The organism is Nocardioides immobilis (genome assembly GCF_003515065.1).
Taxonomy (GTDB): Bacteria; Actinomycetota; Actinomycetes; order Propionibacteriales; family Nocardioidaceae; genus Nocardioides; species Nocardioides immobilis.
In genome coordinates, this window is sequence record NZ_QXGH01000041.1 from 1 (window position 1) to 12,060 (window position 12,060).

The following is a 12,060-nucleotide window of genomic DNA, read 5'->3' on the forward strand; positions in this document are numbered from 1 at the left end:
GGTCCTTGTCACCCTCACTGAAGTGGTAGACCAGCTTCTTCGTCGACGGGCTCATCTCGGTTCCCTCATTCCAGACGCCGCCAATCAGGTATCACACGGACCAGCTATAGCACCTTGTTCCCGTACAGCTCCCCGAGCGGGTCGGCGACGGTGACGTCGCGCAGGGCGCCTGAAGTTCTGGGGTCACGCCCCGTTCGAGGCCTCGTGCCAGTCCCAATGCGCCCTCGGGTACTCACCCGCCGAGGCAACCAACGAGCCGCACACGCGGCACACGAGACCGACGTCGGTGGCGGTGTCGTAGATGTTCATGATGTCCGGCTGAGAGGCGTCTACTTCTTCCTCGGTCATCGGCCCACCATAGATCTGATCCGCCCCTTCCGCGGCGACGCTGCCGATGTGACTCGCTCGTAACCTCGACGACGTGACAGTCTCGCGACGACGGCTCCGAGGGCGAGCCGTCGGATCTGGAGGGTCACGGGTGTTCTCTCGCGTTGCGATCGTGAACCGCGGCGAGGCCGCGATGCGGCTGATCCACGCCGTCCGCGACCTGAATGCGCAGGGTGGTGGGGCGCCGATCCGCACGATCGCGCTCTACACCGACGAGGAACGTACGGCGATGTTCGCGCGGGAGGCCGACGAGGCGTACTCGCTGGGTGCCGCCTCGGCACGCCCCTACATCGACCTGGCCGTCCTCGAGCGGGTGCTGGTCGAGTGCGCGGCAGACGCGGTCTGGGTCGGGTGGGGATTCGTCGCGGAGGATCCCGCGTTCGTGGACCTGTGCAAGCGCCTCGGTGTGACCTTCATCGGCCCGAGCGCAGACGCCATGCGCAAGCTCGGCGACAAGATCGGGTCCAAGCTGATCGCCGAGGAGGTCGGCGTCGCCGTCGCGCCGTGGAGCAGAGGCGGCGTCGACACGCTCGAGGCAGCGCTCGCCGCGGCGGCACAGATCGGCTACCCGTTGATGCTCAAGGCGACCGCCGGCGGAGGCGGCCGCGGTATTCGCAGGGTCGACACGGCAGCAGAGCTCGAGGACGCCTACCAGCGCACCCGCGACGAGGCCGAGCGCGCGTTCGGAAGCGGCGTGGTCTTCCTGGAGCGTCTGGTGACCGGGGCACGGCATGTCGAGGTCCAGCTCATCGCTGACGGCCACGGCACTGCCTGGGCGCTCGGCGTTCGCGACTGCACCATTCAACGACGCAACCAGAAGGTGATAGAGGAGTCCGCCTCACCCTTGTTGGACAAGGACCAGACCGATGAGGTCAAGGCGTCCGCCGAGCGGCTGGCGATCGCTGTGGGGTACGTCGGCGCCGGCACGGTCGAGTTCCTCTACCACCCCGAGGAGCGGACGTTCGCGTTCCTCGAGGTCAACACCAGGCTCCAGGTCGAGCACCCGATCACCGAGATGACGACGGACGTCGACCTGGTCAAGGCGCAGCTGCACGTCGCTGCCGGAGGTCGACTTGTTGGGGCGAAGCCGCCCGAGAAGGGCCATGCGGTCGAGGCCCGGCTCAACGCCGAGGATCCCGACCGGGACTTCGCCCCGGCGCCCGGTCGGATCGCGTTGCTCGACCTGCCGTCGGGTCCCGGGATCCGCGTGGACACCGGTGTCGGTGAGGGCGACACCATCCCCGCCGACTTCGACTCGATGATCGCCAAGATCATCGCCTACGGCCGCACCCGCGACGAGGCGCTGGCCAGGCTGCGCCGGGCGATGGCGGAGACCACCGTCGTGATCGAGGGCGGGGCCACCAACAAGAGCTTCATCCTCGATCTCCTCGACCAGTCCGAGGTGGTCGACGGCAAGGCGGGCTGGGCAGACACCAGCTGGATCGACCGGGTCCGCGCGGAAGGCCGGCTCGTCGTCCACGAGCATTCCGGCATCGCCGTCGTGGCTGCCGGCATCGAGGCCTACGAGGACGAGGCCCAGGTCGAGATCACCCGGCTCCTGGAGAGCGCCCACGGCGGCCGTCCGCAGGTCCAGCACAAGGTCGGTCGCGCCGTCGACTTCAAGCTGCGGGGCACGGCGTACAAGGTCACCGTCATCCAGATCGGCCCGCAGCGGTTCCGCGTGGGCATCGACTCCGCGGGCGTCGAGCACGTGGTGGTCGCCGACGTCGAACGTCTCGACGAGTTCCACACCCGGATGACCGTCGGCGACCGGCTCTACCGCCTGGTCACCGCCACCCACGGTCCGGTCCACATGATCGAGGTCGACGGCGTGGCCCACCGCGTCACGCGCGACGAGGGCGGCGTGCTTCGCTCGCCCGCGCCGGCCCTGGTGGTGGCGTCCCCCGTGGCAGTCGGCGACCTGGTGGCTGCCGGAGCCCCGGTTCTGGTTCTGGAGAGCATGAAGATGGAGACCGTGCTGCGATCGCCGTTCGCAGCCAAGGTCCGTGAGCTCCTGGTGATGACCGGGAGCCAGGTCGAGACCGGCGCTCCGCTGGTCCGCCTCGAGCCCGTCGAGGACGACGTCGACGAGCAAGCTGCGCCGGAGGCCACGGGTCCGGCCCTCGACCTGCCGCCGGCCTCGAACGGTGCGACCGCGCAGCGACGCGCGGTCCGGAGCCGGGCGGACGTCGCCGCGCTGCTGATGGGGTACGACGTCGACCCACGCGAGGAGGGCGCCGTCATCGCCGACTACCTCGCTGTCCGCGACGAGCTGATCGCGGCGGGGGAAGAGGTCGTGCCCGACGAGATCGCCCTGCTCGGTCTGATCGCCGACTTCGCCGAGCTGAGCCGCAACCGGCCGGCCGGCGAGGACCTCCACACCGAGCTCCGGGTACACAGCTCGAAGGAGCACTTCCACGCCTTCCTGCAGAGCCTGGACGCCGAGCGCGGTGGGCTGCCCGACCAGTTCCGGGACCGCCTGGCCAGGGTCCTCGCCCACTACGGCGTGACCGACTGGGATCGGACTCCGCAGCTGGAGGAGGCGGTGTTCCGGATCTTCCTCGCTCAGCAGCGCTCCGCGCCCGACGTACAGCTGGCCACGGGGCTTCTCCAGCGTTGGATCGCCGAGCCTCCTCCGACCGAGGCGCTGGCCGGTCCGGCGCGTGACCTCCTCGAGCGTCTCGTCAGGGCCACCCAGCTGCGCTTCCCCGTGGTGGGCGACCTGGCCCGGAGCACTCGCTTCCGCTGGTTCGACCAGCCCCTGGTCGACGCTGAGCGGTCCAGTGTCCTGGCCGGAGTTCGCAACGAGGTCGAGGCCCTGGCCGCCGATCCCGACGCCGCGGACCGCGCCCAGCGCATGGATGCGCTGGCCGCGATCCCCGAGCAGATCGTGCGGTTCCTCGCCGAGCGGCTGGAGAACGGCGTACCCGAGCAGGAACCGATGCTCGAGGTCCTGGTGCGACGCCACTACCGCGAGTACGACCTGCACGACCTCCGCTCGGTGCCGCGCGCCGGTCGCACCTTCACGGTGGCCGACTACACCCTCGACGGGCGCCCGACCCGGCTGGTCTCGATCGAGGGCACCATCGCCGAGCTGACCGACCCCACCAGCGCGATGACTGCTGCCGTGGGCGAGGAGGTCGCCGCGCGCAGTCCCGGTGACGGGGCGGTCGTCGACCTCTACATCCACTGGCCCGACGCTCCCGAGTCGCCGGAGCAGGTCACCGAGGAGCTCGCCCGCATCGTCGGCGCGCTGCCCTTCGCCCACGACGCACGCCGAGTCGCGGTCGCGGTCTGCCCCGGCGGTGACCGGCCGGTCAGCTACTTCACCTACCGGCCTGTCGTGGACGGTGGCGTCGCGGAGGACGACCTGGTTCGCGGAGTGCACCCGATGGTCGGCCGCCGGCTCGACCTGTGGCGGCTGCGCGAGTTCAATGTCACCCGCGTCGACGCGCCCGAGGACGTGCTCCTCTTCGAGTGCGTGGCCAAGCAGAACCCGGCGGACCGCCGGCTCGTCGCCCTCGCGCAGGTGCGCCAGCTCGCCGTCGTCCGCGACGACGAGGGGACGGTCATCGCAGTGCCCCACGCCGAGCGAGCGGTGGAGAACTGCCTCGAGGCGATCAGGCGGGTGCGCACGGCGCGGGGCGCAGCCGGGAGCAAGCTCGACTCGAACCACGTGTGGGTCCAGGTCTGGCCGGACGTCGAGGCCGACCCTGACCAGCTGACCGCGTTGCAGGGCAAGATCACCCCGCTGACGGACGGTGCGGGGATCTCGGAGGTCGTCGCGCAGGGCCGGGTGGTCGGATCCGACGGTGTGGCCGTCCCCATGGCCATCAGGTTCCACGCCCGGCCGGGCGCCGGCGTGACCGCCTCTATCGAGGCGCCGCCGACCGAGCCGCTCCAGCCGCTCGACGAGTACGCCGGCAAGGTCGCCCGGGCCCGTCGTCGCGGCTTGGTCTACCCCTACGAGCTCGCGGGGGTCCTCGCCGGTCCCGGCGGGGGCTTCGTCGAGTACGACCTCGACGACTCAGGCGTCCTCGCGCCCGTCAGCCGTCCTCCCGGCCTCAACAAGGCCGGCATCCTCGTCGCGGTGGTCACCACGCCGACCGACCTGCACCCGGAAGGGGTCACCCGCGTCGTGCTCTGCGGCGACCCGACCATGGCGCTCGGTGCCGTCTCGGAGCCGGAGTGCTCACGAGTGATCGCCGCGATCGACCTTGCCGAGCGGATGCAGGTGCCGGTGGAGTGGTTCGCCCTGTCCGCGGGCGCCCGGATCTCGATGGACTCCGGCACCGAGAACATGGACTGGGTGGCCGCCGCGCTGAAGCGGATCATCGAGTTCACCCAGGCCGGTGGCGAGATCAACGTGGTCGTCGCGGGCATCAACGTCGGTGCGCAGCCCTATTGGAACGCCGAGGCGACGATGCTCATGCACACCAAGGGCATCCTGGTGATGACCCCGGACAGCGCGATGGTGCTGACCGGGAAGCAGTCGCTCGACTTCTCCGGCGGCGTGTCCGCGGAGGACAACTTCGGCATCGGTGGCTACGACCGGGTGATGGGCCCGAACGGGCAGGCGCAGTACTGGGCGCCCGACCTGGCCGGCGCGTTCGCCGTACTGATGGCTCACTACGACCACACCTATGTGGTGCCCGGTGAGTCGCGGCCGCGCCGGGCCGCCACCACCGACCCGGAGGACCGCGACATCTCGTCGTTCCCGCACGTGTCCGCCGAGAGCGACTTCACCACGGTCGGCGAGATCTTCTCCGTGGCCGGCAACCCGGACCGCAAGAAGGCCTTCGACATCCGCACCGTGATGCGGGCCCTGGCCGACCAGGACCACGCGACCCTGGAGCGCTGGGCCGGCATGGCCGACGCGGACACGGCGGTGGTCCAGGACGCTCACCTGGGCGGCTATCCCGTGTGCCTGCTGGGGATCGAGTCGCGGCCGGTTCCCCGACGAGGCTTCCCGCCCACCGACGGACCGGACATCTACACCGCCGGCACGCTCTTCCCGCGCTCGTCGAAGAAGGCTGCCCGGGCGATCAACGCCGCCAGCGGGAACCGGCCGCTCGTCGTACTGGCCAACCTGTCCGGCTTCGACGGCTCGCCGGACTCGATGCGCAACCTCCAGCTGGAGTACGGCGCGGAGATCGGCCGTGCCATCGTCAACTTCAACGGCCCGATCGTCTTCTGCGTCATCTCGCGTTACCACGGCGGTGCGTTCGTGGTCTTCTCCAAGGCCCTGAACCCGAACATGACGGTGCTCGCCCTCGAAGGGTCGTACGCGTCGGTCATCGGCGGCGCCCCGGCGGCGGCAGTCGTGTTCGCCGGCGAGGTCGAGAAGCGTACGTCGGCCGACCCTCGCGTCCGAGAGGTCGAGGGCAGGATCGCCGACGCCGCAGGACCGGACCGGAGCCGCTCGGTCGTCGAGCTCGCCGACCTGAGGGCGGCGGTGCGACCGGAGAAGATCGGCGAGGTCGCAGCCGAGTTCGACAGCGTCCACGACATACACCGGGCGGTGCGGGTGGGCTCTGTGGACGAGGTGATCTCGGTCGCCCGGCTCAGGCCGCGAGTGATCGAGGTGATCAAGCGCGGATTCGACGAGACCGGCGCATGAGCGCCAAGGGTCACGCGGCTCCTTGAGCCCAAGTGTCTCGGGGGGAGCCATCAGCAGCAGATGTGCTGTTGGCCTGTAGTTGCGGCGGTTGACGCGGAAGAGTGTCGGACATGGAGACGATCGACGAGCACTTCGTCCGTCGACTCAGCGAGCGCGGCGACCACGCAAGCGACCGGGGACCCGCGACCTTGGAGAACCGGCGCACCGATCTGTCCACGCTGCGACACCTCTTCGACGCGCAGGCGCAGAGCCGACATCTGGATTTCGCGGCGCGCTGGCTCCAGGCACAGGGCAAGGGCTACTACACGATCGGCTCAGCCGGTCACGAGAGCAACGCGGCGCTGGGTCTGGTGTCACGGGTGGACGACCCTGCTCTGCTGCACTACCGCGCCGGGGGCTTCTACGCCGCTCGAGCACGTGCCGCGAGCAGTGACAACCCGGTGCGCGACATCCTGCTCAGCCTCACGTCGGCCGCCAGCGACCCGATGTCAGGTGGGCGGCACAAGGTCTTCGGCCATCCGCGGCTGAGCATCATCCCGCAGACCTCCACGATCAGCTCACATCTGCCGCGGGCGGTGGGACTCGCCTATGCCCTCGGACTCGGTCCTGGCACGGGCGTCGGGTCTCCCTGGCCCGAGGACGCGATCGTGCTGTGCAGCTTCGGGGACGCGTCGGCCAACCACTCCACCGCCGCCGGGGCGCTCAACGCCGCGGCCTACCTGGTGCACCGCAAGATTCCCTGCCCCGTCCTGTTCGTGTGCGAGGACAACGGGATCGGGATCAGTACCAAGTCGCCCGGCGAGTGGCCGGGGGCAGCGCTCCAGTGCCTCCCAGGGCTGTCATACCGGCAGGTGGACGGCGCTGATCCCGAGGCGCTGCTGGCCGTGTCCGCGGCGTCGGTGGCCGCCGTTCGCGAGAGTCGTCGCGCCGCCGTCCTCCATCTGCGCACCGTCCGGTTCATGGGTCATGCCGGTTCGGATGCCGAGGTCGCCTACCGCTCCCGGAGCGAGATCCTCGCCGACTATGCGCGCGACCCTCTCCTCGCCACGGCTCAGGCACTCGTCGACCGCGGCGTCATGTCCGCGGCGGAGGTCCTCGACACTTACGAGCACGTCCGGCTCCAGGTGATGGACGAGGCCAAGCGCGTGCTCGACGAGGACCGGCTCGCCACCCGGGAGGACGTCATGGCGCCGCTCGCCCTGCCCACCGCCGCCCCCTCCGCGCCGACCGCGATCACCGACGAGCGCCGTACCGCGGCCTGGGCCGGACGACCGCCCGAGGCCGGCTCCCCCATGACGCTGGCCCAGACGATCAACGCAACGCTCGCGGACCTGATGATCACCCATCCCGAGGCCCTGGTCTTCGGGGAGGACGTCGCCGTCAAGGGTGGGGTGTACGGCGTCACCCGCGCCCTCCGGAAGCGGTTCGGCGGCCTCCGGGTGTTCGACACCCTGCTCGACGAGCAGACCATCCTGGGGGTGGCGCTCGGGGCAGCGCTCGCCGGCTTCGTGCCCATCCCCGAGATCCAGTACCTGGCCTACCTGCACAACGCCGAGGACCAGCTGCGCGGAGAGGCCGCCACTTTGCGGTTCTTCTCCAACGGCCAGTACCAGAACGGCATGGTGGTCCGGGTCGCCGGCCTCGCCTACCAGCGCGGTTTCGGAGGCCACTTCCACAACGACAACTCGGTCGCGGTGCTGCGCGACATCCCGGGCCTGGTCCTGGCCGTGCCGAGCCATCCTGCTGAGGCTCCCGGTCTGCTGCGCACCTGCTTCGACCTCGCCCGCCGGGATGGACGCGTGTGCGTCTTCCTCGAGCCGATTGCGCGCTACCACTCCCGCGACCTCCTCGAGGACGGCGACGGCGGCTGGACCGCGCCCTACGTGGCGCCGGATGCGGCGGAGGCCAGCACCCCCCTGGGCACGGTCGGCCTGTTCGGCGAGGGTCGCGACGTACTCATCGTCACGTTCGGGAACGGGGTGCACCTGAGTCGCAGAGCCGCGGCGACGCTGGCCGATGGCGGTGTGGCCAGCACCGTGCTCGACCTGCGCTGGCTGGCGCCGCTGCCCGCAGAGGCGCTCACCCGCGTCGCGGCCGGTTTCGATGCGGTCCTCGTCGTCGACGAGACACGCCGTACCGGTGGCGTCGCCGAAGGCGTGCTCGCGGCCCTGGTCGACAGCGGGTACGGCGGGCGTCTGGCCCGCGTAGCCAGTGCCGACAGCTTCATCCCGCTCGGGCCGGCGGCTGAGACCGTGCTGCTCGGGGAGACCGAGATCGTGGACGCGGTCCGCGAGCTCCTGGCCTCCTCGACCGCGGCACCGTCCACCCGCGACACCAGGACCATCCACGACGACAGGGAGAGACCGTGACCGCGAGGACCCCGTCGATCCCGGCAGCCGACCTCGCCGGCATCGACCTCATGCTGACCCAGGACGAGCGCGACGTGCGCAAGGCCGTCCGTGACTTCGTCGCCGCCGAGGCGCAGCCCTACGTCGCGACCTGGTTCGAGGAGGGTCGGGTCGAGGACCTTCGCGGCCTGGCCAAGAAGCTCGGCAACCTCGGGGTGCTCGGGATGCACCTCGACGGGTACGGGTGCGCGGGGATGAGCGCGACCCAGTACGGCCTTGCCTGCGTCGAGCTCGAGGCCTGCGACTCCGGACTGCGGTCGTTCGTCTCCGTCCAGGGCTCCCTGGCCATGTTCGCGATCTGGCGCTTCGGCTCCGAGGAGCAGAAGGCCGAGTGGCTGCCTCGCATGGCCGCCGGCGAGGCCATCGGGTGTTTCGGTCTCACCGAGCCCGACCACGGGTCGGACCCGGCCGGCATGCGCACCCGAGCCCGCCGCGACGGCGACGACTGGGTCCTCGACGGACGCAAGATGTGGATCACCAACGGCTCCGTCGCCGACATCGCGATCGTGTGGGCCCACGCCGACGAAGGCATCCGCGGGTTCGTCGTACCCACGAGCACGCCGGGGTTCTCGGCGACCGAGATCAAGCACAAGATGTCGTTGCGCGCGTCGGTGACCAGTGAGCTCGTCCTCGACTCCGTCCGGCTGCCCGCCGCCGCGGTGCTGCCAGAGGTGACCGGCCTGAAGGGGCCTCTGAGCTGCCTCAACGAAGCCCGCTTCGGCATCGTCTGGGGCGCCCTGGGCGCCGCCCGATCGGCGCTGGAGACCGCCTTGGAGTACGCCGGCACCCGCAGCCAGTTCGGGCAGCCGATCGCGAGCTTCCAGCTCACCCAGCAGAAGCTGGTCGAGATGGGGCTGAGCCTGTCGACCGGCAGCCTCCTGGCCCTGCACCTGGGCCGGCTGAAGGACCAGGGAGACCTGCGCCCCGAGCACGTCTCGCTGGGCAAGCTGAACAACGTCCGCGCGGCACTCGAGATCTGTCGCACCGCAAGGACCATCCTCGGCGCCAACGGGATCTCACTGGAGTACCCGGTGATCCGCCACATGAACAACCTCGAGTCCGTCCTCACCTACGAGGGCACCGTCGAGATGCACACCCTGGTCCTGGGCCAGGCGATCACCGGTCATGCGGCGTTCCGGTCGGCGCCGTAGGAGGGACTCAGGAGATCGTTGCCACCCCGAGCGCATCGGGTGCGAAACCGTTCGCGGACCGCCTGAACGAACCGATGAAGGCATCCACCACCGATCGCGGTGCGGTCGGTGAGCTGGCGACCAGGATCTCCCGGAACGCCGTCGAGCCCGCGATCCGGGCGGCCGAGATCCCCGGCCCCGGCGCGTAACCGAGCGCAGGCACGAGCGCGATGCCGAGGCCGGCCCGGACCAGTCCCTGGGTGACGCTGTAGTTGTTGCTGCGAAACGACACCGAAGGCTCGAAACCCTGTGCACGGCACAGGTGCCGCAGCACGGCGGCGCCCGACGTCCCCTCCCGCGTCGAGACCCACGTCTCCCCGGCCAGCACGCTCAGGTCGACCTCGCCAGGCTGCTCCGCCCCGCCCCCGGCACGGATGACCAGAAGATCCTCGCGCAGGACCCGGTCGGTGCGCACCGTCTTCGGCCACGCCGTGGGCACGAGGTTGTACCGATAGACCACGGCCAGGTCGATCTCCCGCGACTCCAGCTGCGGCATCAGCTCCTGGGGCTCGGCCTCATCGAGCTGCACGTCGATGTCCGGGTGGCTCGCCTTGAACGACGACAGCGCGGCGGGCACCAGCCGCTCACTCGCCGTCGGGAAGCTGCCGAGGCGCAGCCTGCCGACGACGCCGTCCATGAGCAGGCTGATGTTGTCCTCAAGCGCCTGCAGCGCCCCGATTGCCGTGTGGGACCTGGCCGCGATGAACTCCGCGGCCGGCGTGGCACTGATGCTGTGCGCGTCCCGCTCGAACAGCGCCGTCTTGAGCTGGCGCTCCAGGATCGCGATCTGCTGCGAGACTGCCGACCCGGTGTAGCCCAAGCGGCGGGCGGCCTCCGCGAACGAGCCGGTGCGCAGGACCATGGCCAATGTCCGCAGGTGTACGGGGTTCAGCATGGTGTCGTCTCGCGGGTCAGATGGTGAAGTCGACGCCCTGTGCCAGGGGAAGCTCCCCGGAGAAGTTAACGGTGTTGGTGGCTCGGCGCATGTATGCGCGCCACGCGTCCGAGCCGGACTCGCGGCCGCCCCCGGTCTCCTTCTCGCCTCCGAACGCGCCGCCGATCTCCGCTCCGGACGTGCCGATGTTGACATTGACGATGCCGGCGTCCGAGCCCTCCGCGGAGACGAACCGCTCAGCCTCCGCCTGATCGGTCGTGAACACGCTCGAGGACAGGCCCTGGGGCACGCCGTTGTTGAGCGCGATCGCCTCGTCGAAGTCGTCGTAAGGGAGGACGTACAGCAACGGGGCGAAGGTCTCCTGCTCCACCACCGACGTCTGCTCGTCGATCCGGACGATCGCCGGCCGGACGTAGTAGGCGTCCGGCGCTTCGTCCTCGAGGGTACGGCCGCCGCCGGCGACGAGCTTGCCGCCCTCGGACCCCGCCTGGGCGATGGCGGATTCCATGGCCTCGTAGGCCGCGCGGTGGATCAGCGGCCCGACCAGGGTTCCCTCGGCCATCGGGTTGCCGATCGGCAGCCGGCCGTACGCCGACACGAGTCGCTCGGTGACTTCGTCGATCACGCTGCTGTGGGCGATCACCCGGCGCATCGTGGTGCACCGCTGACCCGCGGTTCCAGCCGCCGAGAACACGATGCCACGGGTGGTCAGGTCGAGGTCGGCGCTGGGGCTGACGATCGCGGCGTTGTTGCCGCCGAGCTCCAGCAGCGAGCGCCCGAACCTGCCGGCGACCCGCGGCCCCACGGCGCGGCCCATCCGGGTCGAGCCGGTCGCGCTGAGCAGTGCGACGCCCGGATGGTCGACGAGGGCCTGCCCGATGTCGGTGCCACCGATCAGGACCTGCGACAGGTCCGCAGGCGCGCCCACCTCGGCGATCGCCCGGGCGAGGATGGCGTGGCTCGCGAGGGACGTCAGCGGCGTCAGCTCCGAGGGCTTCCACACCACCGGGTCCCCGCAGACCAGGGCGACGGCGGTGTTCCAGGACCAGACCGCCGCCGGGAAGTTGAACGCACTGATGACCCCCACGACACCCAGCGGGTGCCAGGTCTCCATCAGCCGGTGGCCGGGGCGCTCGGACGGCATCGTGCGGCCGTACAGCTGTCGGGAGAGCCCGACCGCGAAGTCGCAGATGTCGACCATCTCCTGGACCTCTCCGCGGGCCTCGGAGGTGATCTTGCCGACCTCGAGGCTGATCAGGGCGGCCAGGTCGTCCTTGTGCTCGGCGAGGAGCTCGCCGAGCCGCTTGACCAGCGCTCCCCGCGCGGGCGCGGGGACCTTGCGCCACTCGAGGAAAGCACCGTGCGCGCGCTCGACGACATCGTCGACGGCTGTCGCGTCGGTCCAGGCCAGGGAGCTGAGGCGCTCACCGTTGATCGGGGAGCCGGTCGTCGTGTCGCCGGCCGCGGCGTCGACGTCGACCCCGCAGCGTCGTGCGGTCTCGATCGCGAGCTGCTGCAGCTCGGCACCGGTCGGGATGCTGGAGTGGGCCATGAGTCTCT

At 70.4% G+C, this 12,060-nt stretch carries 6 protein-coding genes; 3 read left to right on the forward strand and 3 right to left on the reverse strand.

Annotated features, from left to right (window positions below; genetic code table 11):
- Window positions 1-183: 183 nt before the first annotated feature.
- Window positions 184-348 (reverse strand): hypothetical protein, encoded by a 165-nt coding sequence (locus D0Z08_RS32395; protein WP_182481530.1) that lies wholly within the window; start codon window positions 346-348, stop codon window positions 184-186.
- Between the two features lie 130 nt (window positions 349-478).
- On the opposite strand from D0Z08_RS32395, the gene D0Z08_RS28105 reads away from it, so the two are divergent.
- From D0Z08_RS28105 to D0Z08_RS28115, 3 genes are all read left to right on the forward strand, one after another.
- Window positions 479-6,007: an ATP-binding protein gene (locus D0Z08_RS28105; protein WP_118928611.1), complete on the forward strand. Its 5,529-nt coding sequence runs from the start codon at window positions 479-481 to the stop codon at window positions 6,005-6,007.
- A 110-nt stretch (window positions 6,008-6,117) separates the two neighbouring features.
- A complete protein-coding gene (locus tag D0Z08_RS28110; RefSeq protein ID WP_118928612.1) occupies window positions 6,118-8,376 on the forward strand; it encodes a thiamine pyrophosphate-dependent enzyme in 2,259 nt (752 codons plus the stop codon).
- 50 nt (window positions 8,377-8,426) lie between these two features.
- The gene (locus D0Z08_RS28115; RefSeq protein ID WP_118928653.1) at window positions 8,427-9,566 is read left to right on the forward strand and encodes an acyl-CoA dehydrogenase family protein; all 1,140 of its coding nucleotides are present in this window, start codon (window positions 8,427-8,429) and stop codon (window positions 9,564-9,566) included.
- Window positions 9,567-9,573: 7 nt separating this feature from the next.
- On the opposite strand, the gene D0Z08_RS28120 is transcribed toward D0Z08_RS28115, so the two are convergent.
- Window positions 9,574-10,500, reverse strand: coding sequence for a LysR family transcriptional regulator (locus D0Z08_RS28120; protein WP_118928613.1), 927 nt, complete (start codon window positions 10,498-10,500; stop codon window positions 9,574-9,576).
- Window positions 10,501-10,516: 16 nt separating this feature from the next.
- Window positions 10,517-12,052 carry an L-piperidine-6-carboxylate dehydrogenase gene (gene amaB / locus D0Z08_RS28125; RefSeq protein WP_118928614.1) on the reverse strand — a complete coding sequence of 512 codons (1,536 nt, stop codon included), beginning with the start codon at window positions 12,050-12,052 and terminating at the stop codon, window positions 10,517-10,519.
- Between the last annotated feature and the right edge of the window lie 8 nt (window positions 12,053-12,060).

Excerpts from the sequence above, each read along its gene's own strand:
- D0Z08_RS32395 (WP_182481530.1), bottom strand. The coding sequence starts at position 348 with ATGACCGAGGAAGAAGTAGACGCCTCTCAGCCGGACATCATGAACATC.
- D0Z08_RS28110 (WP_118928612.1), top strand. The coding sequence starts at position 6,118 with ATGGAGACGATCGACGAGCACTTCGTCCGTCGACTCAGCGAGCGCGGC.
- D0Z08_RS28115 (WP_118928653.1), top strand. The coding sequence starts at position 8,427 with ATGCTGACCCAGGACGAGCGCGACGTGCGCAAGGCCGTCCGTGACTTC.
- D0Z08_RS28120 (WP_118928613.1), bottom strand. The coding sequence starts at position 10,500 with ATGCTGAACCCCGTACACCTGCGGACATTGGCCATGGTCCTGCGCACC.
- amaB (WP_118928614.1), bottom strand. The coding sequence starts at position 12,052 with ATGGCCCACTCCAGCATCCCGACCGGTGCCGAGCTGCAGCAGCTCGCG.